Here is a 25,255-nt window from a genome sequence, read left to right as displayed (position 1 = left end):
TACTCACCCGTTCGCCACTCGCCACCAGAGCAAGCTCCGTGCTGCCGTTCGACTTGCATGTGTAAGGCATGCCGCCAGCGTTCAATCTGAGCCAGGATCAAACTCTTCAGTTTAATCTCTGTTACTTTGCCGTTTTACCGGCACCATCATTGCTGATGGGTCGCTCACTCAAAAAACTGACAGGCCACTACTTTCGTAGCGCCTATTTCATTATTTCTTGTGAACATTTGATATATTTTAAGTATTACGCCAATCCGAAGATTGACGCTGCACTGACATCAAATGCCCACACTTATCGACTGTTAATTGTTAAAGAACTGTATTCGGTACTGCTTTCGCGCTATCGACAAAGCGTTGTGTTTGTCAGCTGCGAAGAAGGAAGAGTATGAAGCATTTCAGCACAATCGTCAACACCTTCTTTTCTACTACCCAGCCCCGGAAGGCTGTCCCTTTTGTGCCGCAAACCAGTGCGTCTCATTGGGGAGGCGAACTATAGCAAAGCGCCCCGGGAGTAGCAAGGCTTTTCCGGGGTATTTGCGGCCAACTGCTACAATTTCGCCCCCTCAGCGCACATTCGCGTCCATCCATAGAAGATTCACCATGAAACAACAAGCTCAAGGATCAGGCCTGACCCTGAAACGAGCTGGCTTTACCACTGGCTTCGGCGTGCTCGCCGCCACCCTCGGTTCCGCAGTCGGTCTCGGCAATATCTGGAAGTTCCCCTACTTGACGGGTGCCAATGGCGGCGCCGGCTTCCTGCTCATCTATTTACTCGCCACCTTATTAGTAGGGTTGCCCGTGATGATCGCGGAAATCACCCTGGGACGCCGCGCCAAGGTCAACCCGATCTCGACCATGGAACAGCTGGCGCCGAAGGGCAAGCCCTGGTGGCTGGTCGGCGTCATCGGCATGGTGGCCGCCTTCCTGATCGTGGCGTTTTACTCGGAAGTGGTGGGCTGGGTGTTTGCCTATATCGCCAAAGCCATCGACGGTTCCATCCTCAGCAGCGACAAACTGGTGACGGAAGCGGCCTTCGCCTCCCTGATCAGCAATCCTTTGCAATCGCTGTTGTGGCAATGGGGCGTGCTGCTGTTTATCGGCGGCATATTGATGCTGGGCGTGACCAAGGGCATCGAGGCGATTGCCAAGAAACTGATGCCGCTGCTGTTCCTGCTGCTGTTGCTGCTGTGCGCGGTCAGCCTGTCGCTGGACAAGGCGGGCGAAGGCCTGGCGTTTCTGTTCCGTCCCGATTTTTCCAAGCTGACGGCGTCCGTCGTGCTGACGGCCATGGGCCTGGCCTTCTTTAAATTGTCCGTCGGCATGGGCACGATGATGACCTACGGCAGCTATTTCCGTGACGACCAGAATATCCCCATCACCACCTTGCGCGTGATGGCGGCCGACCTCGGCGTATCGATGCTGGCCGGCATCGCCATCTTCCCCGCCGTGTTCACGTTTGGTTTCGCTCCCAGTGCGGGGCCGTCGCTGGTGTTCATCACGATTCCTGCCGTGTTTTCGCAAATTCCCATGGGGCAAGCCCTGATGGTGGTGTTCTTCATCCTGGCCGCCGTGGCCGCCACGGGCGCGATGCTGTCGCTGATGGAAGTGCCCGTGGTGATTTTCCATGAACGCTTTGGCTGGGCGCGCACCAAGGCCACCGTCGTGACCATGCTGCTGCTGGCCGTGCTCGGTTCCGTGTGCGCCCTCAGTAACAGCACCCTGGCGGACTTCAAGTTATTCGATTTGAATATGTTTGATCTGTTCGACTTTGTCTCGTCGAATATCTTCCTGCCCGTGGGCGGCATCGCCATTGCCTTGTTTACAGGCTGGGCCTGGGGCAAGCAGCATTTCATCGAGGCGATCAGCAATCACGGCCAGTTGCAGAATCAAACCTTGGCGCATGTGCTGCTATTCCTGCTGCGCTTTGTCTCGCCCGTATTGATCCTGATCGTGATGCTGAAGGGATTAAAGGTCTTTTAATCAGAGTACCCGGGTGTAGGTCTGGCGCACCAGCACCCGGTCGCCGCAATCGAAATGCCACCATTCGCTGTTGATGCCGAAGAAGCCCGCCTGGAACATGGCGTCGCGCAACAATCGGCGATGTGCCACATGCTCCTGCGTAATTTCCCCCTTTTCCAGCAAAACCAGCTCCAGCGCCGGGTGCGAGCGCTCACTCAGATCGTCAAACCCTGTCCCCATATCCAGTTCCCGGCCGTCCGGCCCAACGATGGTGATGTCGAGCGCCATGCCGAACGAGTGGATCGAGCCGCGTGACGGCTCCGCGATATAGCCGAGCAACTCCGTCCCCTGCAACGCGTCCCACAGTTGCTGCTGCACCCGCTGCGGGCGCAAGGCGTCGAGCACCAATAAATGATGATCGGGGCGCCGCGCGGCCAGCCAGGCCACGGCCCGTTCCAGCGCGGCGGCCGCATCGCGGTGCAGCCAGGCGCAATCGATGGGGCTGTATAAGTCGCGGCCGACGAAATTGTCGGGCGTGGCATAGCGCAAGTCGACGGCGATGCCGGCGATGCTGCTCAGGTGGCGAAATTGCGGATCGCTGCCGACCGCTTCTAATTGCAAACTTACAACAGACATCAGACTCCTCTTTCCAGGCAGTTGCGCGCCGCCACGCCGATGCTATCGGCCAGGCGCCGCGCGCCATGCGACAGCGGCGAGTGGCTCGCCGTCAATAAATACAGTTGGATGGGAATAGCCGGCGCCCAAGGGCGGCGCTGCAGGCGTTCGGGCGAGCCGGAGGCGGCCGTAAACGGGTCGACCACGGCCATGCCGGCGCCCGCTTCCACCAGGGAACGGGCAATTTGATAGGTTTGCACCACGGTGGAAAACACGGGGTGAATGTCCTGCGCTTCGCAGGCGGCCACCACCAGTTCGCCCAGCGGATCGTTGTCGGCATGGCCGATCAGCTCGCCATTCAAGCCATGCGCCGTCAAGGGCGTGCCGCAATCGGCCGCATACCAGGTGCCGGCGGGGGCGATCACCGTCATGACGCCATGCGCGAGCGGTTCGGCCACGATGCCAGGATGCCGCGGGTCTTGCAGGGACACGGCCAGGTCCGCTTCGCCGAGACGCAAGGTATTGACGATCTCGCCCGTGTGGTGGGTAGCCAGCTGACAACGCGTGTGGGGAAAGTCGCGCCGCCACTCCGTCATGGCGAATGGCAAGACGCTGATGGCGATCGTCGGCGTGGACACGAGGCGGATGGTTTCCACCGCGTGGCCCTTCAGACTGGCCGCCAAGCGGCGGATACCCAATAAATCGCGGTTGAGTTTTTCCGTCTCGACAAACAGGCGGTGCGCTTCCGGTTTCGGGTACAGCTTGCCCCGCACGCGCTCGAACAGCGGCATGCCCAGTTGCAACTCGCAATGCTGCAAGACCTTGGTCACGGCCGGCTGCGAGATATGCAGCACCTGGGCGGCGCCGCTGATGGTGCCAACTTGCATGATGGCGTGAAACACTTCGATATGACGCAACCGCATGAGCTATTCCTTTACCTTGCCGTGGCCGCCAGGGCCGTCAATGTTCAGCATATAAGAAAAAGTCATGGGCTGGAACGGCCATGCTACTTTGTTGCAACAGCCGGGGCCGGCGTCGTCAGCACTTCCAGCAGGGCCGCCGTTTCGCCATCGGGCGTGCCATCGAACAGCTTGTTGCGATATTTCATCTGGAAAGCGATCAGCACATTGCGCGTCGCTTCGTCGAACACGCCCGTAGTCGGCGTCGCATAACCGTGCTGGGCCAGCTTTTTCTGGAACCAGACGGCATCCGGCACTTGCTGCTCAAAAATGAGGCGCTGCGCGGCGACACGGTTGGCATCGGGCCACACGATCAGGCCCGCATCGGCCAGCTGGCGCCAAGGGAACAATGGACCCGGATCTTGCTTGCGCTGGGGGGCGATCTCGTTGTGGCCGAGGATATTTTCCGGCGCAATGTTGTAGCGGGCCTGGATATCTTTCAACAGGGGAATGAGCTCATCGATCTGTGCCTGCGGGAATGGATACCAGAGGCGGCCTTCCGGCGTATCTTTGTAACCTGGGTTGACGATCTCGATGCCGATCGAGCTGACATTCAACTGTGTATAAGTCTTCCAGTTACTCACACCCGCGTGATTGGCCTGGCGCGATTCGTCGACCAGCACGTAAAACTTCGGCTTGTCCGTGTCCGTCAGCAAATAATGGCTGCTGACCACTTGTTCCGTCAGGATCTTGATCGAGCGGGGCAAGTCGCTGACCGTGTAATGGATGACGATGAATTTTACGCGCGGGCTCTGGCTGCGCGCCGTCAAACTGTGATCGAGGTGCGGCGCGGGCGTGGTACAGGCGGAGAGCAGGGCCACCAGCAGGGCGAGGGCGATTTTTTTCATGAAAGATCCGTGTTCGGGTTAATAAAATGTTCAGTGCTGGCCTGTGTCTTGACAGCCGTCTTGACGGCTATCCTGGCCGCCGCTTCATGTGGACGGGCAACTTTCTGTTCCAGCGTCAACGATACAGGCAAAGCGGCGCGCATGGCAGCCGCGATGGCCGGGTGCAACTGCGCCGCGCGGCCCGCCAGCACGACGGGACGCGTACCATGGCGCGCCGTCAGGGCCAGCGCCAGGCGCGCCAATTCCTGTCCCGCGCGCTGCAAGATGTCCAGCGCCAGCGGGTCGGCATCCGCGCTGGCAGCAACGGCCAGCGCCAGGCGGCCGATGGCGCCCCGCTCCTGGCCATACATGAAGGCGCGCGACAGCGACCAGTCGCTGCCGCCCAGTTGCGCAAACACGGCCTCGGCCATAGGCGAGCCTTGCCAGCTGCCCGGCGCCTCGTCTTCGCGGCGCCAGATGTGGCGCAAGGCTTCACGCGCGATCCAGTAGCCGCCGCCGCCATCGTCGAGCAGCACGCCGCGCCCGCCTGCGCGGTGAAAGCCGCCATCCGCATCGATCCAGGCGGCAATCGAGCCCGTGCCAGCGTAGACCAGATAACCTTCGCCGGGTTCAAAACTGTCGCGATAAGCGATATCGATATCGTTGCCCAAGCGTACGTCACCGGCGTCCAGCGCCAGCAACTCTGCCAGCATGGGCGCCAGCGCCGCATCGTCGCCGCCAAAACCCGTCAAGCCCGCCACCACGGCGCGCGGTTGGCCGACAGCCAGCACGGCCTGGCACAGCCGGGTGAACGTGGCGTGCACGGCTGCGCGGCCCGCATCGCTGCTCATTTGCAAGGCAGACAAGCCTTCCACGACGCCGTCAGCCACGATGGCGCCGTCCCCGTTGGCCAGGGCCCAGCGCGTCTGCGTGCCACCCGCGTCGATGCCCAGCCCGAGCAAGGCAGTATCAATATGGGTTGCAGGGGAGAAAATCATGGCATGAGTGTAAAGCCAAGCGGAGCTTGCAGGCATGAAAGCTTACGCATGTTTCATGCCTGCAGGTTATGGACTACGGATAAACGCTCAGCAACTACTTGGCGGGGGCCGCAAACGGTTCGCGCACGGTGACGCGGGGGCTTTCATTGCCGAGGCGGTCCACGGCGCTGACCACCACCGCATTGACTTTGCCGGTGGCATCGTCGACCAGGGTCAGTTCGCCCTGCACGCCCGTGACCACGGTAAAGCGCCAGTCTTCGCCGTAGCGGGCCCAGACGGCGTACTGCGCCACGGGTTTGCCGCCGCCCGCCGCCAATTTGACGTTCAGGCTGGTGGAATCGCGGCGCAAGGCCAGCACAGGCGTGCCGGGCGCTTCCTTGCCCAGCCACGGCGTGGCGGGAATCAGGGCAGGGCTTTGATACACGCTCGCCTTGAGCTGGTCGCTGACACCCTTGCGGTTCTGCATCAGGGGCACCATGCTGAAATGCACTTGTCCATTCGCGCCGGGGCGCGTGCGCGTCACTTCGATCTGCTTGATGATCTCTTGCGGCGTGAAGGACTTGGCGGAATTGTCGATGCGGCTCGTATACAAACCCGGCCACACGTGGCGGCCATACGGGTTTTGCGCCAGCCAGTAGTCGAGCAGCACGCCAAATGCTTGCGGCGCCTGCGCCACGGGCCAGTACAGCTGCGGCGACAGGTAATCGAGCCAGCCCTTGGCCAGCCACAGTTCCGCATCCGCATACAATTTGTCGTACTGGCTGAAACCGACGATGCCGGCAGGGCGGCGGTCGGGACGGCCGATGCCGAACGGGCTGATGCCGAAGCGCACCCAGCTCTTTTCGCGGTGAATGCCTGTATATAACGCTTCGATCAACTGGTTGACGTTCTGGCGGCGCCAGGACGGACGATCCAGCTGACCGCCAGCCAGCAGATATTGCTGCCAGGAAGGCTCATCGGGAAACGGCAGTTCGCGCTTGGCGCCGCCATTGCCCGCGTCCAGCGCGGCTGTTTCCGCACCGGCGCCGGCGCCTGGCGCGTCGATCGGATACGGATAAAAGTAATCGTCGATGTGCACGCCGTCAATATCGTAGCGGCGCACCACGTCGAGCACCACGTCCGTCGTGTGCTTGGAAGCGGCGGCGTCGCCCGGGTCCATCCACAGGTAGCGGCCGTATTGTTTGACGGATGCCGGGTTGGTGGACGCGAAACTGTCGCGCGCCAGCGGCGACTTGGCCGTCGCGTGGCGGGCACGGTAGGGATTGAACCAGGCGTGCAATTCCAGTCCCCGCGCATGCGCCTGAGCCACCCAGAAGGCCAGCGGGTCATACAAAGGCAACGGCGGCTGGCCTTGCTTGCCCGTCAGGTATTCCGACCAAGGCTCCAGCTGGGACGGGTATATCGTGTCGGCGCTGGGCCGCACTTGCAGCACAATCGCGTTCAAATTCAAGGACTTGGCGCGGTCGAGGATGGCCAGCGCTTCCGCTTGCTGCTTGGCGACCGGCAAATTGCTGCGGCTGGGCCAGTCGATATTCGCCACGGTTGACACCCAGGCGGCGCGGAACTCGCGCGGCGCCGGTGGCGGCACTTCGCCCGTGATGTGCTGCACGGGCGGCACGGCCGGCAAACCCGCTTCACCCGGCGTCACTGCGGAAGGCAGCTTGGTGCTGGTACAGCTGCTGAGCAATGTGGCGGTGGCCAACGCGGCCAATACGCCGGCGCTGGCGCCCAGGCGTTTTTTAAAAGTAGACAACAAAACAATTCCTTGCAGTGGTGGAGCGCAGGTCTATCGGTGGGGCATTTTACTGTGCGCCCGCCATCCTTGCGGGCGCACCGTTCAAAAGAATCAGGCCTCGGCCTTCTTGCCGAATTCGGGATCGATCTTGACCAGCGCGGCCATGATGAAAGCAGGAATGGTGGCGATGCACACCCAGATGAAGAAATGCTGGTAACCGAGCATTTGCTGTATCCAGCCGCTGGCCATACCCGGCAACATCATGCCCAGGGCCATGAACCCCGTGCAAATGGCGTAATGGGCCGTTTTATGCGCGCCATCGGAGACCATGATCATGTACAGCATGTAGGACGCGAAACCGAAGCCATAGCCAAATTGCTCCAACGCAATACCGCCGGCGATCACATAAATGCTGCTGGGCAAGGCGGTGGCCAGGTAAACGAAGACCAGGTCGGGCAAGTGGACGGACAGCACCATGATCCACAGGCAGCGTTTCAAGCCGAAACGGGAAATGATGAATCCGCCCAGCAAGCCGCCCAGGGTCAGGGCGATGACGCCGATGGTGCCGTAGACGAGGCCCACCTGTTCCGTGCTGAGGCCCAGGCCGCCTTTGGCGACGGGGTCGAGCAGGAAGGGCGCGGCCAGCTTCAACAGTTGCGCTTCGCCCAGGCGGAACAGCAGCAAAAAGCCCAGGATGACGAGAATATCCTTCTTCTTGAAGAAGGAAGCAAAGGTGGCGATAAACTCTTGCAAAGGAGAAATACCGGCGCCCTGGATGCTGGGCCGGTCATCCTTGGGCTTGGGCAAAATGAAATAGTGATACAGGAAGAGGGCGATGAACAGGCCCGCCAGGATGGCGAACACGACGGACCAGGCCAGCTGCACATTGCCCGTCGCATGCGTCAGGTAGCCGGCCAGATACACGAGGCCGCCCTGGCCGGCGATCATCGCCAGGCGGTAAAACGTGCTGCGCACGCCAACGAAGGCTGCCTGCTGGTGCTCTTCCAGGCCCAGCATATAAAAGCCGTCGGCGGCGATGTCATGCGTGGCGGAACTGAAAGCCATCAGCCAGAAGATGGCCAGGCTGATCTGGAAAAAATGGGGCAGGGACGTCGTCAGGGCCACCAGCGCCAGCGCGGCGCCGATCACCAGCTGCAAGCCGACGATCCAGAAGCGCTTGGTGCGGTACATATCGATGAAGGGCGACCACAGGGGCTTGATAACCCAGGGCAAGTACAACCAGCTGGTATACAGCGCGATATCCGTATTGGAAAAGCCGTAGTTCTTGTACATGATCACGGACAGTGTCATGACAACAACATAGGGGATGCCCTGGCCAAAATACAGGGAAGGGATCCACAGCCACGGCTTATTTGACGGCTTATTCGCGCGCGCCGGGGCGGTTTGTTTCACAAGCTCCATACATCCTTCTTTGTCTCCCAGACAGAAGAATGCCGCGCCATCGGATCACGCCGCCAGTGCCGCCCGCACACTGCCGTCCGCGCCGGCCAACAATGCCTGTGCCTGGTTTGTGTTGATTTTTTTGATCAAGGCAACAATCGCCACCTTGACGTGATAGTGGCATTGCTCCAGCACGGTCCTGGCCTGCACTTCGCTGGCGCCGGTGGCGTGCATGGTCAGACGCACAGCCCGCCAGATCAGCTTGGCGTTGGTCGGCTTCAAGTCTACCATCAAGTTTCCGTAAGTTTTGTGCAAACCGACCATCAGGGCGCTGGAAATCGTGTTCAAGGTGATTTTTTGCGCCGTGCCCGCCTTCAGGCGCGTGCTGCCGGAAATGACTTCCGTGCCTGTGTCGAGCACGATGCCGCATTGCGCCTCGTGCGCCACGGGGGCGTCCACATTGTTGGCGATGCCGATCGTCAAGGCGCCGGCCTTGCGCGCGGCCAGCAGCGCGCCCAGCACATACGGCGTGGCGCCGGACGCGGCCAGCAGGATCACCACATCATTGCTCTGCGGCTGCAGGGCCAGCAAGTCCGCCTCGCCTTGCTGTAAATCATCTTCCGCCCCTTCGACGGCCGTGAACATGGCGCCCGCGCCGCCGGCCAGGATGGCGACGGCCCGCTCGGGCGGCCAGGAAAACGTGGGATTGAGTTCAACGCTGTCGAGCACGCCCAGGCGTCCCGACGTGCCCGCGCCCACGTACAGCAGGCGCCCGCCGGCCGCGATGCGGGGCAGGGCGGCCGTGATGGCGGCAGCAATGCCGGGCGACGCCAACCGAACGGCTTCGACGGCCCAGAACTGGTCGTCGACCAGCGCCGCCACCAGTTGCTCCACCGGATACAGGTCCAGGTCCGGATGCCGCCGGCTCGGGGTTTCAGTTTTCAACATGATTTCAGAACATGGTTGACCGTGAAACCAGTTTAATACCAACGAGCGGGATCAACCATGAAAGGATGGCGGGCGGGCATAACGGGAGTTTATGGCCAGTGCAACTAGGCGTACTTCGCTACGGCGGCAAACCAGTTGCTGAATTTGTTCATTCAGTGGCCCAGAGGCAAGTTTCAGACCCGTTTATGTCTATACTTCAGTTCGACGCCAACATCCACGACACGCCCCATGATCGCTCGCCAATTGCTGTTCCTGTTTAGCGCCCTCGGCGCCATCAACGGCATTTTCCTGGCCGTCTATTTTTTCAGCCGCCGGCCCCGCTGCCTCGCCGACTGCATGCTGGGGGCATTGCTGCTTGCCGTCGGGGTGCGCACCGCCAAGTCCGCTTTCCTCTACTTCAATCCTGCGATCGCCATCGAATTCCGCCAGCTGGGCCTGTCGGCCTGCCTGCTGATCGGTCCTTTGACCTATCTCTATGTACGCGCCTTCATCGCCGGGCTGGCGCAACGGCCTGCCGGACAAGAATGGCGCTGGCATCTGGGCTTGTCCTTCCTGCTGATCGGCATTGGTGTTGCCTTTCCGTATTCCGCGTATCGTGCTGTGTGGAACCAGTCGAGCCATGCCATTCATGTGTTCTGGCTATGCTACCTGCTGGCAACCGCCAGGCTGCTGTGGCAAAGCCGCCGCGCATGGTGGAACGAGGGACAGCGGATGGCGACCAGCAGCGTGCTCCTGCTGAGCGTCTTTGCAGGCAGTTGTCTCATGTTGGCGGCGTACGCAAGCACGCCGTTCACGTCCTATATTGTCGGCGCCTTGTCGTTCACCTTCTCGCTGCATGTGGCGGTGATGGTCTTTCTGCTGAGAAAGGAAATCCTGGCGCCTGCCGACCCGCAGCAAAAGTACCGGAATAGCCGCCTGACGCACGAAGATACGCTTGCCGTGCTCGCCGCGCTGGAACAACAGATGAGCGGGCAGAAATCCTATCTGAATCCGAACCTGACCCTGGCCCAACTCGCCAAGCGGGCGGGATGCACGCAGGCGCAGGTGTCGCAGGTATTGAATGACAAGCTGGGCAAGAGCTTCACTACCTACGTCAACGAATACCGTATCGCCGAAGCGAAACAGGTATTGAGCGACGAGCCACAATGGAACATGGATAGCGTCGCCGAGCGCTGCGGGTTCAATTCCAGTTCCACCTTCTATTCGACCTTCAAGAAAGTGGCTGGCCAGACTCCCGCCAGCTTCCGGGCCCAATCCAGCCAGGCGGCCAGGGCCATTTCCGCGTAAAACCTCTCCGGAATCGCCATTCCGGAGTCTGAAATCATGTTTGGCGATATCAATTCCCCTGCATTTCGATAAATTATCGACCACCAGCGATCTGAAATGGTCGTTGCTCCGATAAACGCAGTTCTACATGCAGGGTACATCCATGATTCAGTTTTTATTGCGAACGATACTCGCCTGTTGCTTGTTAAGCATCACCGCCGCCGTCACCGCCGCAACCGCAGACCAGGACGAAAATGCCATCCGGGAAACCGTGCGCTTGTATATGCATGGCACCAGCTTTAACGTGCAGAGCGAGATCAACCAGGCCTTTTATGCCAATTCCCGCCTTTACCTGGACGGCAAAAACGATGCGGAATGGGAGTTGAGCGGTCCGGAATACGCCAAACTCTTTTCCCAAGAGAAAATAGGGCAATTCAATGGGCGCCACGGGCGGCTGATCAAGGTGGATGTGAGCGGCAAGGTGGCCACCGCCAAGGCCGAGATCCATATTCCCCAGCAAGGGGTGCGCTATGTGGATGTCTTTCTGTTGAAAAAGATCGCCGGCAACTGGAAGATCATCAGCAAGTCGGCAGATCGCGAGCCGGCAGCCCCGCGCCAGGCACGCAAGGTGCTGCTGGTCGTGTCGAATGTGCATCAATATCCCGGCACAAAGGTTAACGCAGGCAATAATTTTCCGGAGATCGCGTATACCTATGATGCATTTCGCAAAGCAGGGTATACCGTCGATTTCGTCAGTCCCGAGGGGGGCGCCATTCCCCTGGAAATGATCGTCACGTCGGACGAGCTGCTCAAGAAGCATCTGTACGACAGTGATTTCATGTGGGCACTGGCCCATACCAAGCCCGTCGCCGAGGTCCGGGCAGACGACTATGCGGGCATGGCTTTCGTCGGCGGCGGCGCGGCCATCGTCGGCATCCCGGACAACAAGCCGCTGCAGGACATCGCCTTGCGTATCTACGAACAACAAGGCGGGGTGATCGCGGCCATCTGCCATGGCACCGAGGGCATCAAGAATCTGAAGCTGCGTGACGGTACTTTCCTGATCCAGGGCAAGGTGCTCACCTCGTTCCCCGATGCGTTTCTCAACAAGGAATCGCCCGTATACAAGGCCTACCCCTTTTCGGCAGAAGCGAGCATCAAGGGCCATGGCGGCATATTCAGGCACGGCGCCAACGGCAAGAGCCACGTCGAGGTCGACGGCCGGCTGGTGACGGGCATGAGCTGGGAATCGTCCGTTGGCGTGGCGGAATCCATGATCCGCCTACTCGAGCAGTAGATTTACGGGGCGCGGCGCATTTCCGCCACAAAATCGTAATGATCGCTGCGGCAATACGAATGCGTGAGTTCCACCGCTTCGCCCGACTCCAGGTAGGCGATGCGCGTGATGAACAGCACGGCCTGGCCATCGGGGATGCCCAGCTGCTTGGCCAGCACGTCCGTCGCATTCATGGCGCGGATGTGCTGCAAGGCGCGCACGGGGGCCTTCTTGATGCTGCTCAAGTATTCATACAGCGAGTCGCCCATGCTATCCGGGTCCGGCACCACGCTGAACGGCAGCACGCTCACTTCATACGCCATCACGACGTCGTCGGCCAGGCGCAAGCGCTCCAGGCGCGCCACTTTCGTGTTCTGCGCCAGGCCCAGGCTCAGCTGTTCATCGCTGCTGGCGATGACGACATCGCGCTTGAGCCAGCGCGAACCGGGGCGGTAGCCGCGCTGCTGCAACTGCTCGGAAAAGCTCGACAGGTTCGACAGCGGTTGCTCGATGCGCGGGGCAATATAGTTGCCCGAGCCGCGGCGGCGCACGACGAGACCTTGCTCGACGAGCTGGTCGATGGCCTTGCGGGCAGTCACGCGCGATACGTCAAGCAGTTCGGACAGGGTACGTTCGGATGGCAGGGCCTGGTCTACCTGGTAGCGGCCGTTGCGTACGTCATCGCTCAGCTTGCGGGCGATCTGCATATATAAAGGCGAATTGTCATTTAAATCGACCTTGAGTTCTACGCTGGTCTGGCTCATACAGTTCTCCTTGTCCTCCTAGTGTAATAGCGATGGCGCCTGCGCGTAGCCCGTCCACCCATGAATAAATGGAAAATGACCATAAATAACGGTTATACACTTAAAAAAACAATGTTTTACCGTACGTATAGCTTTGTATTATAGATAAATAAGCAATTTTCATTAGCCATGTAAACCATCGCGCCCTATGCTGGTGACGCCTCCACCACATCGGACAACAGGGAAACATGCACAATAAAATGACGGGTTTACTGGGCTTGCTGCTGCTGGGCACGACCTGGAGCGCGCTGGCCGCCCCGCCCGGCAGCGGCAGCGACTTGGTCTCTCAAAACGTAGGGCCGCGCGCGCTCGATGCCACGCTGGCCGCCATCGTCGACGATACGGCCCACCCGCTGGCCAGCCTGTCCGTGCTGGCCATCCGCCATGGCAAGGTGTCGTATCAGCAACAATTTGGCTACCGGCACATGGCCGCCACGCCGGCGGACAGCTTGCCCGTGACGCCCGCCACCCTGTTCCGCATCGCTTCCGTCTCGAAGATGATGACCACGCTGGGCCTGATGCGGCTGGTTGAGCAGGGCAAGCTGAGCCTGGATCAGGACGTGGGCATCTATCTGGGCTTTTCCCTGCGCAACCCGCATTTCCCCCAGCAACCGTTGACCCTGCGCAGCTTGCTCAGCCACACTTCCTCGCTGCGCGACGCGGGCGGCTACGCCTGGGGGCCGGAACGCAGCCTGCGCGACGTGTTTACGGCCGGCGGCGACAGCATGTGGGATCGCGCCGCAGCGCCGGGCCGCTACTTTACGTATGCCAACCTGAACTGGGGCGTGATCGGCACGGTGATGGAAAAAGTCACGGGCGAGCGCTTCGACTTGCTGATGCGCCGTCTGCTGCTCGATCCCCTCGACGTGCGCGGCGGCTACAACCCGACCGCCTTTTCCCCGGAAGAGGTCGCAAATACGGCCACCCTGTACCGCAAGCGCACGCTGGAGACGGAAGTGTGGCAGCCGCACGGGCCATGGATCGCCCAGGCCGACGATTTTTACCAGCGTCCACCGGCCGGGATGGCCAGCTATGTGATCGGCAGCAACGCCACCGTCTTCAGTCCCACGGGCGGCTTGCGCATTTCCGCCGCGGGACTGGGCAAGGTCATGCAAATGCTGCTCGACGGTGGCCGCTACCAGGATCAGCAGCTATTGCAGCCGGCCAGCATCGCACTGATGTTTGGCCGGCAATGGCAATTGGCGCCAGACGCCAGCAATGGCGACAGCGAGCGGGGCCTGTACCGCGCCTGGGGGCTGGGCAACCAGCAATTCGACGCGGTGGCGGGGCAGGGCAACGGCCTGGTCGAGGGCGCCAGCTTCACGGCCGTCGGCCATTTGGGCGACGCGTATGGCCTGGTGTCCGCCTTCGTGCTCGACTTCAAGAACCGGAACGGCATGGTGATGCTGGTGGGCGGCACGGGCAGCGATCCCGAACGCTATCCGGGCACGTATTCCGCCATGGGTCGCAGCGAGGAATTGATACTCACCACCCTATACCGTGGTGCGATTGACAAGCATGAATAATTTGCACTGAAATAGTGCATTCCTGAAAGTTATGGCTGCACCATGATGTTTCATTGGCTCCCCGACCGGCCAGCCTCTAAGCTCTTCCCGAATGCTCCCGCACCATGGGAGCGCAACGCAGCGAGGCAACATGCAGCAACAAGTCATCATCATCGGCGGCGGCATCGTCGGTCTGACATCGGCCTGGTGGCTGGCCGAGGCCGGCTACAGGGTCACTGTACTGGAACGCAATGAACAAGTGGCGATCGCCGCCAGCTACCGCAATGGCGGCCAGCTCAGCTATCGCTATGTGGCACCCTTGGCGGACGCGGGCGTGCCCTTCAAAGCCTTGCAGTGGCTGCTGCAAAAAGACGGTCCGCTGCGCTTCCGTCCCGAGGCGGACTGGCGCCAATGGCGCTGGATGGCCAGTTTCTTGCGCAATTGCAACAGCGCCAGCAATGCCCGCACGACGGCCAAGCTGCTGCAATTGGGCGAATGGAGCCGCGCCGGCATGGCGCAGCTGGAATTGACGGTGCCGCCGGAAGCGTATGCCTGGCGCGATGCAGGTAAACTCATCGTCTACCGCACGCCCGCCATCTTTCAACGGGCCGTGGCCCGGCCGGAGTCGGAAGAGGCGCGCGTCGTGCTGTCGCCGCTGGAAGCCGTGCAGCGCGAACCGGCGCTGGCGGCCCTGCAGGGTGCCCTGGCGGGCGGCATTTTTACCGAAGGAGAAGCCGTGGCCGATTGCCACGCCTTTTGCCTGGCCCTGGAAGCGCGTTTGCTGCAGCACCCGAATTTTTCCCTGCTGCTGAAGGGCGAGGCGCGCCGCCTCGTCACGCACAAGGGCAGGATCACGGGCGTCGATACCAGCCTGGGCTTGCTGCAAGCGGATCACTATGTGCTGGCGGCCGGCATCCAGAGCCGCGACCTGGCCGCCACGGCAGGCGTCTACCTGCCCCTGTACCCGCTGAAGGGCTACAGCCTGACGGCGCCCATCCGCGCACAGGACCAGGCGCCCGAGATCAGCATCACGGATTTCGAACGCAAGGTGCTGTATGCGCGCATAGGCGGCGACCTGCGCGTGGCCGCCATGGTCGACATGGTGGGCGCCGACAACAGCATCGACTGGAACCGCATCGCCGGCCTGACGCGGCTGGCGCGCGAAGCCATGCCGCACGGCGCCGATTACGACCAGGCCACGGCCTGGGCCGGCCTGCGCCCCGCCACGCCGAACAGCGCGCCGCTGGTGGGCGCCAGCAAAGTCGGCAATCTGTGGCTGAACGTGGGCCATGGTCCGCTGGGCTTTACCTTTGCCGCCGGCACGGCGCGCATCCTGGCCGACCTCATGGCGGGCAAGGCGCCGCCGTTCGCGCTGGACTTCCTCAGCCCGAAAAAATAGCTGCCCAAGGCGGCGCGCACGCGCCGCTGCCTTTATGGCGGATAATTGCGGAACTTTTCCGTTCCCTGTCTGCCAGCGCATGCCCACACCCTCGACATCTGCCGCCTGCCCCTGTGGCGGCGCCTCCTACGCCAGTTGCTGCGGCCCGTATATCGCGGGCGACGCCGTGCCGCCCACGGCCGAAGCCCTGATGCGCTCGCGCTACACTGCCTTCACCTTGCGCGACGAGCCCTATCTGCGCGCCACCTGGCACGCCAGCACCTGTCCCACCGACGCCTTATTCGCCGAAGAAGAAAAAGTCCACTGGCTGGGACTTGATGTAAAATCTGCTTTACGTTTACGTCAACGTAAAGCAGAATCAGCAGATCAAGCCGAAGAGATACAGCGCGACAGCGTGGAATTCGTGGCCCGCTACAAGGTCAACGGCCGCGCGCACCGCCTGCATGAAGTGAGCCGCTTCGTGCGCGAGGCGGACAATAGCGGTGGTGGCGCCCTGCGCTGGTTTTATCTCGACGGCAGTTTTCCCGAATAGCGCGACCCGAGAGACCGGGCGATAATAAAAAGGAACCGCAATGCCGCACATCGAAAGCAAACTCAATCCGCGCAGTGAAGATTTCAAGGCCAATGCCGCGGCCATGCAAGCCATCGTCGACGATTTGCGCGACAAGGTGGAGAAAATCGCGGCCGGCGGCGGCGAGGCGGCGGCCGCCAAGCACCTGGCGCGCGGCAAGCTGCTGCCGCGCGACCGCGTGCAGATGCTGCTCGATCCCGGCACGCCCTTCCTCGAGTTTTCCCAGATGGCGGCTTACGCCATGTACCAGGACGCCAAGGGCGTCGATGCGGCGCCGGCCGCCGGCATCATCACGGGCATCGGCAGGGTCTCGGGCCAGGAATGCGTCATCGTCTGCAACGACGCCACCGTCAAGGGCGGCACGTATTACCCGATGACGGTGAAAAAGCATTTGCGCGCCCAGGAAATCGCCGACCAGAACAACCTGCCCTGCATTTATTTGGTCGATTCGGGCGGCGCCAACTTGCCGAACCAGGACGACGTCTTCCCCGACCGCGACCATTTCGGCCGCATCTTCTACAACCAGGCGAACCTGTCGGCCAAGGGCATCCCGCAAATCGCCGTGGTGATGGGCTCTTGCACGGCGGGCGGCGCCTACGTGCCGGCCATGAGCGACGAATCGATCATCGTCAAGGAACAGGGCACGATTTTCCTCGGCGGCCCGCCGCTGGTGAAAGCGGCGACGGGAGAAGTGGTGACGGCCGAAGACCTGGGCGGCGGCGACGTGCACACGCGTTTGTCCGGCGTGGTCGACCACCTGGCGCAGAACGACTTGCATGCGCTGTCGCTGGCGCGCACCATCGTCTCGAACCTGAACCGTAAAAAACCGCAGCAGATGGCCTTGCGCGACTCCGTCGAACCGAAATACCCGACGCAGGAACTGTATGGCGTGATCCCCGTCGACACGCGCAAACCGTTCGACGTGCGCGAGGTGATCGCGCGCATCGTCGACGGCAGCGATTTCGACGAATTCAAGGCCCGCTACGGCACCACCCTGATCTGCGGCTTCGCGCACATCTATGGCGTAAAAGTCGGCATCATCGCCAATAACGGTATCTTGTTCTCTGAATCGGCCCTGAAAGGCACGCATTTCATCGAATTGTGCTGCCAGCGCAAGATCCCGCTCGTCTTCCTGCAAAACATCACGGGCTTCATGGTGGGCCGCAAATACGAAAACGAGGGCATCGCCCGCAATGGCGCCAAGATGGTGACGGCCGTCGCGACGGCTAGCGTGCCAAAGTTCACGGTGATCATCGGCGGCAGCTTCGGCGCCGGCAATTACGGCATGTGCGGCCGCGCGTTTTCGCCCCGCTTCATGTGGATGTGGCCGAATGCCCGCATTTCCGTCATGGGCGGCGACCAGGCAGCCTCCGTGCTGGCCACCGTCAAGCGTGACGGTATCGAAGGCAAGGGCGGGCAGTGGAGCGCGGACGAGGAAGCGGCCTTCAAGCAGCCGATCAAGGAGCAATACGAACACCAGGGCCACCCGTACTACGCCACCGCGCGCCTGTGGGACGATGGCGTGATCGACCCGGCCGACACCCGCATGGTGCTGGGCCTGGGCCTGTCGGCCGCCTTGAACGCGGAAATCCCGGACACGAAGTTCGGCGTATTCCGCATGTAAGCGGCATTCAGGGAGAAGATAATGGAATTTGAAACCTTAAAGCTGGTCATCGAAGGCAATGTCGCCACCGTGACCCTGAACCGCCCCGACGTGCGCAACGCCTTCAACGAGACGACGATCGCCGAACTGGCGCGCGCCTTCGAGGGCCTGGGACGCAGCGACATGGTGCGCGCCATCGTGCTGGCCGCCAATGGCGCCGCCTTCTGCGCCGGCGCGGACTTGAACTGGATGAAGAAGATGGCAGGCTACACGCATGCCGAAAACCAGGCCGACGCGCTGCAGCTGGCGCAGATGCTGCGCACGATTTACCTGTGTCCGAAACCCGTGGTGGCGAAGGTCCAGGGCGACTGCTATGCGGGCGGCATGGGCCTCGTCGCCGCATGCGATATCATTCTGGTTGCGGAAGACGTGCATTTCTGCCTGAGCGAAGTGCGGCTGGGACTGATTCCCGCCACTATTTCACCGTATGTCATCAAGGCCATGGGCGAAAACGCGGCACGCCGCTATTTCCTGACCGCCGAGCGATTCTCCGCTCAGGAAGCGCTGCGCATCGGCTTTGCCCACGAGGTAGTCGAGGCAGACGCGCTGGACGCGAAAACGGCCGAGGTGCTCAAGGCGCTGACGGGCAACAGCCCGCACGCCGTGGCGCAAGCGAAAACGCTGGTGCGCGAGATCGTCGGCCAACCCGTCGACGAGGCGCTGCTGGCGGACACCGCCGAGCGCATCGCGCAGATCCGCGCCTCGGAGCAGGGACGCGAAGGCGTGCAATCGTTCCTCGACAAGCGCAAGCCGAGTTGGCTCATGGGCTAGTTAATAGTCCAAAGCTCATGGACTAAGAATATCATTGGAGCAGTTTTGAAAGCAGAAAAACAATCGGGCTGGGTCGAACGCAGTCTGCGCAGCGTGTGGCATCCTTGCACACAGATGCAGCACCACGAGACGGTCCCATTGATCCCCGTCAGCCACGGCCGCGGCGCATGGCTGTATGATCACGAAGGACGACGCTACCTGGACGCCATCAGCTCCTGGTGGGTGAACCTGTTCGGCCACGCGAATCCGCGCATCAATGCGGAGCTGAAGGACCAGCTGGACCGCCTGGAACACGCGATGCTGGCCGGTTTCACGCATGAACCGGTGATCGAGCTGTCGGAAAAGCTCTCCGCCTTGACGGGCGGCGTGCTTGGCCACAGTTTTTATGCGTCCGACGGGGCGTCGGCCGTGGAAATCGCCCTGAAAATGAGTTTTCACGCCTGGCGCAACAGCGGCAAAAGTGAAAAACAGGAATTCGTCTGCCTGAAAGGCAGCTACCACGGCGAAACCATCGGCGCGCTGGCCGTCACGGACGTGGCCCTGTTCAAGGATGCCTACGGCCCCTTGCTGCGGGCAACGCAGACGGTGATGTCGCCCGACTTCCGCCAGGCGACGGAAGGCGAGTCCGCCGAGGACGTGGCGCGCCGCGCGGCGGCCGAAGTGGAACAGCTGTTCCAGCAAAAGGCCGACAAGATTGCCGCCATCATCATCGAACCGCTGGTGCAGTGCGCCACGGGCATGGCCATGCACGACCCGCTGTACCTGTCGCTGGTGCGCGCCCTGTGCGACCGCTATCAAGTCCATCTGATCCTCGATGAAATCGCCGTCGGCTGCGGCCGCACTGGCACTTTCTTTGCCTGCGAACAGGCCGGCATCTGGCCCGATTTCGTCTGCCTGTCGAAAGGCATCAGCGGCGGCTATCTGCCTTTATCGCTGGTGATGACGCGCGAAGACATCTACCAGGCCTTCTACAGCACCGACGTGCGCCGCGGCTTCCTGCATTCGCACTCGTACACGGGCAACCCGCTGGCTTGCCGCGCCGCGCTGGCGACGCTGTCCATCTTCGAGGAAGACGATGTGCTGGCCACCAACCGCGTGCGCGCCGACAAGATCACGCAAGCGCTGGCGCCGCTGGCGCAGCATAACAAGGTAAAAAACTTCCGCCAGCAGGGCATGATCTGGGCGTTTGACGCCGTCGACGCGGCGCCCGATTTCTCGCGCCGCTTCTTCAGCACGGCGCTGGAACATGAACTGCTGATGCGCCCCATCGGTTCCACCGTCTACCTGATGCCGCCGTACATACTCGACGACGCGGAGATCGCGGGCCTGGGCCAGCAGACCCTGGCCGTCTTCAATCATGTGATCGGGGCCTGAGATGGAACTGATCGCCCGATTGCAACAGCAGCTGCAAGGGCTGGAAGAGCGCAGCCTGATCCGCCGCCGGCGCACCGTCGACACGCCGTGCGCGCCGCGCCTGACGGTCGATGGCCGCGACATGCTGGCCTTTTGCAGCAATGACTACCTGGGCCTGGCGTCGCATCCGCGCATCGTGGCGGCGCTGAAAGAGGGCGCCGACCTGTATGGCGCCGGCAGCGGCGCGTCGCACCTGATCAGCGGCCATGGCCGCGCCCACGCGCAGCTGGAAGAGCGCCTGGCGACGTTCGTTGGCGCCAACCTGGAAAACGCCCGCGCCCTGTATTTCTGCACCGGCTACATGGCTAATCTGGCCGTGCTGACGGCCCTGTCGGCGGGCGACGCGGACGCGGAGATTTTCTCGGAAGCGCTGAACCACGCTTCGCTGATCGACGGCACGCGCCTGGCCCGCGTGAAAACGCGCGTATATCCGCACGCCGACCTCGACGCCCTGGCGGCCCTGCTGGCGGCCAGCACGGCAAAAACGAAAATCGTCGTCACCGACAGCGTCTTCAGCATGGATGGCGACCTGGCGCCGCTGCCCGCGCTGCTGGCCCTGTGCGAACATTACGGCGCCTGGCTGGTGGTCGACGACGCGCACGGCTTCGGCGCGCTGGGAGCCAACGGCCGCGGCGCGCTCGAACACTTCGACCTGCATTCGCCCTACCTCGTCTACGTGGGCACCCTGGGCAAGTCGGCCGGCGTGGGCGGCGCCTTTGTGTGCGCGCACGAAGCCGTGATCGACACCCTGATACAAAAGGCGCGCCCCTACATCTTCACCACGGCGGCCGCGCCCGCGCTGGCGCATGCGCTGCTGGCCAGCCTGGACATCATCGCCGGCGAGGAAGGCCGGCAGCGCCGCGCCCACCTGGCGGCGCTGGTGGCGCAATGGAACGACGGCCTGCAGCTGCAACGCTGGCAAGCCTTGCCCTCGGTGACCGCCATCCAGCCCGTCATCATCGGCGAGAACGCGGACATGCTGGACATCGCCGCCACCCTGTATGAACAGGGCCTGTGGGTCGGCGCCATCCGCCCGCCCACCGTGCCGGCGGGGTCGGCGCGCCTGCGCGTAACCCTGTCGGCCGGCCATACGGCGCAGGAAGTGGCGCAATTAATCAACGCAGTCAACACCCTGGAAAGGACTCGCCATGAGCCTTGATGATCCTATCGTGGCGGAAGTGCTGGCGGACCTGGCGCCGGCCGTGCAGCCGGCTCCGGCCATTGCCGGCCTGCCCTCGCGCTTTGCCTGTTTCGTCACCGGCACCGACACGGAAATCGGCAAGACATTGACGTCGTCGGCCCTGCTGCACGCGCTGGTCGCGCGCGGCGTGCGCGCCTGCGGCATGAAGCCGGTCGCCGCCGGCGCCGAAATGCGCGATGGCGAACTGCATAATGAAGACGCCGACAGCCTGATCGCGGCCGGCAACGTCACCATGCTGCGCAGCCTGACGACGCCCTACATGCTGAAGGAACCGGCCGCGCCGCATATCGCCGCCGCACTGGAAGGCGTCAGCATCGAATCGGTGCCCATCCTGGCCGCCTACCTGGAAATCGCCGCCGCCTCGGACGCCGTGGTGGTCGAAGGCGTGGGCGGTTTCCGCGTGCCGCTGTCGCCCGGTTTCGACTCGGCCGACCTGGCGCAGCAACTCGACCTGCCCGTGATCCTCGTGGTCGGCATGCGCCTGGGCTGCATCAGCCAGGCCTTGCTGACGGTGGAAGCCGTCGAAGCGCGCGGCTTGACGGTCGTCGGCTGGGTCGCCAACACGCTGGAAGTGGAAATGCGCTTCCTCGACGAAAATATCGATGCGCTGATCGAGCGCATCCCGGCGCCGCTGCTGGGCAGGGTGCCGCGCCTGGCGCAGCCGAGCGCGCAAGCGGCGGCGGCGTATCTCGATTTCACCGGCTTGCCCAACTGGCCGGCGCAGCATCCCAACACTTAATGTAGCTAAAAAATAGAAGCGAAGGAATCACCATGTCTTTAGTCCAAGAAGCAGCAAAAACCGTCGAACTGCACCGCCCTGCGGCGCGCATCACCGTGCCGGAAGCGGCCACCTGGCCCGTCGCCGACGTGCTGGCCCTGTTCGACCTGCCATTCAATGACCTGATGTTCAAGGCCCAGCAAACCCACCGCGTCAACTTCCCCGACGGCGACGTGGAACTGGCGACCCTGTTGTCGATCAAGACGGGCGGCTGCGAGGAAGACTGCGGCTACTGCCCGCAGGCGGCCCGCTACGACACGGGCGTGGAAGCGAAAAAAATCCTCGACATCGACACGGTGCTCGACGCGGCGCGCCAGGCAAAAGCCAACGGCGCCACGCGCTTCTGCATGGGCGCCGCCTGGCGCAGCCCGAAAGAGCGCGACATGGAAAAAGTCGAAGAGATGGTGACCAAGGTCAAGGCGCTGGGCCTGGAAACATGCGCTACTTTGGGTATGCTGGAAGAAGGACAAGCGGACCGCCTGAAGAACGCGGGCCTCGACTTCTACAACCACAACCTCGATACGGCGCCCGAGTTCTACGACAACGTCATCTCGACGCGCGAATACCAGGACCGCCTGGACACCCTGGGCCGCGTGCGCGAAGCGGGCTTGAAAGTATGCTGCGGCGGCATCGTCGGCATGGGTGAAACGCGCTTGCAGCGCGCGGGCCTGATCGCCCAGCTGGCCAATCTGAATCCGTATCCGGAATCGGTGCCCGTCAACCACCTGGTGCAGGTGGAAGGCACGCCACTGTACGGCATGGAAGCGCTCGATCCGTTCGAATTCGTGCGCACCATCGCCGTGGCCCGCATCACCATGCCGAAGGCGCGCGTGCGCCTGTCGGCGGGTCGCCGCCAGATGGGCGAAGCCGTGCAAGCCATGTGCTTCCTGGCTGGCGCCAATTCCATCTTCTACGGCGACAAGCTGCTCACCACCGACAACCCGGAAGCGGAAGACGACCGCGTCCTGTTGAACAAGCTGGGCCTGCAAACGCGCGGCGCCATGCTGGACTCGGTACAGAAAGAGAAGTGCGGCTGCTGATCCAGCCATCGGAATGCGCCCCACCAGGGCGCATTCCTTCATCGCGACACCTCAGATAAAAAACTTCCAGCCACGAGCTGCAAAGAGAGAGACCATGTTCACTAAAATCCTGATCGCCAACCGCGGCGAAATCGCTTGCCGTGTCGCCGCTACCGCGCGCCGCATGGGCATCCAGACCGTCGCCGTGTATTCGGAAGCGGACGCCAACGCCAAGCACGTCGCCGTGTGCGACGAAGCCGTCCTGATCGGCCCCGCGCCGGCCAAGGAAAGCTATCTGTGCGGCGACAAGATCATCGCCGTGGCGCTGGCGACAGGGGCGCAGGCGATCCATCCCGGCTACGGCTTCCTGTCCGAAAACGCGGATTTCGCCGACGCCTGCCACGCGGCGGGCCTCGTCTTCATCGGCCCGCCGGCGTCCGCCATGCGCGCCATGGGTTCCAAATCGGCCGCCAAGTCGCTGATGGAAAAGGCGAATGTACCGCTGGTGCCCGGCTACCATGGCGAGGAACAGGATGCGGACTTTTTGCACACGCAAGCCGACAAGATCGGCTACCCCGTCCTGCTGAAGGCTTCGGCCGGCGGCGGCGGCAAGGGCATGCGCGTCATCGACAACAGCGCCGACTTCAAGGCCGCGCTGGCCTCGTGCAAGCGCGAAGCGATCAGCTCTTTCGGCGACGACAAGGTGCTGGCCGAAAAATACCTGTCGCGCCCGCGGCATATCGAAATCCAGGTGTTCGCCGACACGTTCGGCAACTGCATCTACCTGTTCGAGCGCGATTGCTCGGTGCAGCGCCGCCATCAAAAGGTGCTGGAAGAAGCGCCGGCGCCGGGCATGCCGGCCGAGCGCCGCGCAGCCATGGGCGAAGCGGCCGTCGCCGCCGCCAAGGCCGTCGGCTACGTGGGCGCCGGCACGGTGGAATTCATCGCCAACCAGGATGGTTCGTTCTACTTCATGGAGATGAACACGCGCCTGCAGGTCGAGCATCCGGTGACGGAAATGATCACCGGCACCGACCTGGTGGAATGGCAGTTGCGCGTCGCCTTTGGCGAGCCGCTGCCGAAAAAACAGAGCGAACTGGCGATCCACGGCCACGCCATCGAGGCGCGCATCTACGCGGAAAATCCGGAGAAGGGCTTCCTGCCGTCGATCGGCACCCTGCGCCACATGCAGTCGCCATCGGCCGTCACGTTCGAACTGGGTGGCACGGTCGTGCCGGCGTCCGTGCGCATCGATTCGGGCGTGCGCGAAGGCGACGCCATTTCGCCATTCTACGACCCGATGATCGCCAAGCTGATCGTCTGGGGCGCGGACCGCCGCGAAGCGCTGGCGCGCATGGCGCAAGCGCTGTCGGAATACCAGATCGTCGGCCTCGCCAGCAATATCGCCTTCCTGAAACGCCTGGTCGAAGGCCAGGCATTTTCCAGCGCGGACCTGGACACGGGTTTGATCGAGCGCAATCAAGAGTCGCTGTTCCCCGCCCTGCAGGCGGCGCCCGACACGGCCCTGGCGCTGGCGTCCGTGGCCCTGCTGCTGGAAGAAAAAGCGGCCGCCGAAGCACAATCGGCCAACCGCGCCGACCCATGGGGCAATGCCCTGGGCTGGCGCTTGAACAGCACCCTGGGACGCAGCCTGGCATTTGCCGACGAATTCGCGCTGGCCGGCGACAGCAAGGCCTATGCCGCGCGCATCGCCTACCAGACGGATGGCTGGCTGTTCAACGGCCAGCCCCTGACATTGACGGCGCGCAAAGGCAACGAGCTGCACATCAAGCTGGGCGAGCGTGCCGTGCATGGCACCGTGCTGCGCGACGGCGAGCAATTCCACGTGTTCACCAGCGGCTTGCACCACACCCTGCACTACAGCGACCCGATGGCGCATGCGGGCGAAACGGAAGCGGAAGGCGGCCGCCTGACGGCGCCGATGCCGGGCAAGGTCGTCGCCGTGCTGGTCAACCAAGGCCAGGACGTCAAGAAGGGCGAGCCGCTGGTCATCATGGAAGCGATGAAGATGGAGCACACGATCGCCGCGCCGCACGACGGCCTGGTGGAAGAGGTGCTGTACGCGGTCGGCGACCAGGTGGCCGATGGCGCGCCGCTGCTGGCCTTCAAGGCCGCCGCCTGAGGAGC

Annotated in this window: 21 protein-coding genes and 1 rRNA gene; 13 read left to right on the top strand and 9 right to left on the bottom strand. The window is 62.5% G+C overall.

What is annotated here, in order from left to right:
• A 16S ribosomal RNA gene (locus O0879_RS22565) occupies positions 1 to 113 on the bottom strand; the annotation flags it as partial.
• Positions 114 to 600: 487 nt separating this feature from the next.
• On the opposite strand from O0879_RS22565, the gene O0879_RS22560 reads away from it, so the two are divergent.
• Positions 601 to 1,980: a sodium-dependent transporter gene (locus O0879_RS22560; protein WP_289918858.1), complete on the top strand. Its 1,380-nt coding sequence runs from the start codon at positions 601 to 603 to the stop codon at positions 1,978 to 1,980.
• Here O0879_RS22560 and O0879_RS22555 read toward each other — a convergent pair whose 3' ends face one another.
• From O0879_RS22555 to O0879_RS22525, 7 genes are all read right to left on the bottom strand, one after another.
• Complete coding sequence (locus O0879_RS22555) at positions 1,981 to 2,595, bottom strand: M15 family metallopeptidase (RefSeq protein ID WP_251349700.1); 615 nt, start codon at positions 2,593 to 2,595, stop codon at positions 1,981 to 1,983.
• A complete protein-coding gene (locus O0879_RS22550; protein WP_289918857.1) occupies positions 2,595 to 3,497 on the bottom strand; it encodes a LysR substrate-binding domain-containing protein in 903 nt (300 codons plus the stop codon). The genes O0879_RS22555 and O0879_RS22550 overlap by 1 nt, the downstream gene beginning before the upstream one ends.
• 83 nt (positions 3,498 to 3,580) lie before the next feature.
• Complete coding sequence (locus O0879_RS22545) at positions 3,581 to 4,381, bottom strand: N-acetylmuramoyl-L-alanine amidase (protein WP_289912643.1); 801 nt, start codon at positions 4,379 to 4,381, stop codon at positions 3,581 to 3,583.
• Positions 4,378 to 5,322: a BadF/BadG/BcrA/BcrD ATPase family protein gene (locus O0879_RS22540; protein WP_354670196.1), complete on the bottom strand. Its 945-nt coding sequence runs from the start codon at positions 5,320 to 5,322 to the stop codon at positions 4,378 to 4,380. Before O0879_RS22540 ends, O0879_RS22545 begins: the two co-directional genes overlap by 4 nt.
• A gap of 130 nt (positions 5,323 to 5,452) precedes the next feature.
• Complete coding sequence (locus O0879_RS22535; RefSeq protein ID WP_289918855.1) at positions 5,453 to 7,114, bottom strand: family 10 glycosylhydrolase; 1,662 nt, start codon at positions 7,112 to 7,114, stop codon at positions 5,453 to 5,455.
• Between the two features lie 90 nt (positions 7,115 to 7,204).
• A complete protein-coding gene (locus O0879_RS22530) occupies positions 7,205 to 8,515 on the bottom strand; it encodes an MFS transporter (RefSeq protein WP_289918854.1) in 1,311 nt (436 codons plus the stop codon).
• 45 nt (positions 8,516 to 8,560) lie between these two features.
• A complete protein-coding gene (locus tag O0879_RS22525; protein WP_099666046.1) occupies positions 8,561 to 9,442 on the bottom strand; it encodes an N-acetylmuramic acid 6-phosphate etherase in 882 nt (293 codons plus the stop codon).
• A gap of 228 nt (positions 9,443 to 9,670) precedes the next feature.
• Between O0879_RS22525 and O0879_RS22520 the strand changes: the two genes are divergently transcribed.
• On the top strand, positions 9,671 to 10,729 hold the full coding sequence (locus O0879_RS22520) for a helix-turn-helix transcriptional regulator (RefSeq protein ID WP_289918852.1): 1,059 nt from the start codon (positions 9,671 to 9,673) through the stop codon (positions 10,727 to 10,729).
• A 142-nt stretch (positions 10,730 to 10,871) separates the two neighbouring features.
• Entirely contained in the window at positions 10,872 to 12,005 is a 1,134-nt protein-coding gene (locus O0879_RS22515; protein ID WP_289918850.1) for a nuclear transport factor 2 family protein, read from the top strand.
• A gap of 2 nt (positions 12,006 to 12,007) precedes the next feature.
• On the opposite strand, the gene O0879_RS22510 is transcribed toward O0879_RS22515, so the two are convergent.
• Complete coding sequence (locus O0879_RS22510; RefSeq protein WP_289918848.1) at positions 12,008 to 12,748, bottom strand: GntR family transcriptional regulator; 741 nt, start codon at positions 12,746 to 12,748, stop codon at positions 12,008 to 12,010.
• A 227-nt stretch (positions 12,749 to 12,975) separates the two neighbouring features.
• Here O0879_RS22510 and O0879_RS22505 point away from each other — a divergent pair, with 227 nt between their 5' ends.
• The 10 genes from O0879_RS22505 (at position 12,976) to O0879_RS28590 (ending at position 25,250) form a co-directional block, all read left to right on the top strand.
• Positions 12,976 to 14,313, top strand: a complete 1,338-nt coding sequence (locus O0879_RS22505; RefSeq protein ID WP_289918846.1) for a serine hydrolase — start codon at positions 12,976 to 12,978, stop codon at positions 14,311 to 14,313.
• Positions 14,314 to 14,404: 91 nt separating this feature from the next.
• Positions 14,405 to 15,691 (top strand): D-amino acid dehydrogenase, encoded by a 1,287-nt coding sequence (locus O0879_RS22500; RefSeq protein ID WP_289918844.1) that lies wholly within the window; start codon positions 14,405 to 14,407, stop codon positions 15,689 to 15,691.
• Positions 15,692 to 15,770: 79 nt separating this feature from the next.
• Positions 15,771 to 16,223 carry a YchJ family metal-binding protein gene (locus O0879_RS22495; RefSeq protein ID WP_289918843.1) on the top strand — a complete coding sequence of 151 codons (453 nt, stop codon included), beginning with the start codon at positions 15,771 to 15,773 and terminating at the stop codon, positions 16,221 to 16,223.
• 40 nt (positions 16,224 to 16,263) lie between these two features.
• Positions 16,264 to 17,886, top strand: a complete 1,623-nt coding sequence (locus O0879_RS22490; protein WP_289918840.1) for a carboxyl transferase domain-containing protein — start codon at positions 16,264 to 16,266, stop codon at positions 17,884 to 17,886.
• A gap of 21 nt (positions 17,887 to 17,907) precedes the next feature.
• Positions 17,908 to 18,696 (top strand): enoyl-CoA hydratase/isomerase family protein, encoded by a 789-nt coding sequence (locus O0879_RS22485; protein WP_251349686.1) that lies wholly within the window; start codon positions 17,908 to 17,910, stop codon positions 18,694 to 18,696.
• 45 nt (positions 18,697 to 18,741) lie between these two features.
• Positions 18,742 to 20,070 carry an adenosylmethionine--8-amino-7-oxononanoate transaminase gene (gene bioA, locus O0879_RS22480; protein ID WP_289918838.1) on the top strand — a complete coding sequence of 443 codons (1,329 nt, stop codon included), beginning with the start codon at positions 18,742 to 18,744 and terminating at the stop codon, positions 20,068 to 20,070.
• Position 20,071: 1 nt separating this feature from the next.
• The gene (bioF, locus tag O0879_RS22475; protein WP_289918835.1) at positions 20,072 to 21,268 is read left to right on the top strand and encodes an 8-amino-7-oxononanoate synthase; all 1,197 of its coding nucleotides are present in this window, start codon (positions 20,072 to 20,074) and stop codon (positions 21,266 to 21,268) included.
• Positions 21,258 to 22,049 carry a dethiobiotin synthase gene (bioD, locus tag O0879_RS22470; protein WP_099666035.1) on the top strand — a complete coding sequence of 264 codons (792 nt, stop codon included), beginning with the start codon at positions 21,258 to 21,260 and terminating at the stop codon, positions 22,047 to 22,049. The genes bioF and bioD overlap by 11 nt, the downstream gene beginning before the upstream one ends.
• Before the next feature lie 32 nt (positions 22,050 to 22,081).
• Positions 22,082 to 23,128 (top strand): biotin synthase BioB, encoded by a 1,047-nt coding sequence (gene bioB / locus O0879_RS22465; RefSeq protein WP_099666034.1) that lies wholly within the window; start codon positions 22,082 to 22,084, stop codon positions 23,126 to 23,128.
• A 94-nt stretch (positions 23,129 to 23,222) separates the two neighbouring features.
• Positions 23,223 to 25,250 carry an acetyl/propionyl/methylcrotonyl-CoA carboxylase subunit alpha gene (locus tag O0879_RS28590; RefSeq protein WP_305060416.1) on the top strand — a complete coding sequence of 676 codons (2,028 nt, stop codon included), beginning with the start codon at positions 23,223 to 23,225 and terminating at the stop codon, positions 25,248 to 25,250.
• The last annotated feature ends 5 nt before the right edge of the window (positions 25,251 to 25,255 follow it).

The sequence above is a fragment of the Janthinobacterium sp. SUN120 genome, from assembly GCF_030397735.1.
GTDB classification, from domain to species: domain Bacteria; phylum Pseudomonadota; class Gammaproteobacteria; order Burkholderiales; family Burkholderiaceae_D; genus Janthinobacterium; species Janthinobacterium kumbetense.
This window is presented reverse-complemented; position numbering and strand designations above follow the sequence as displayed.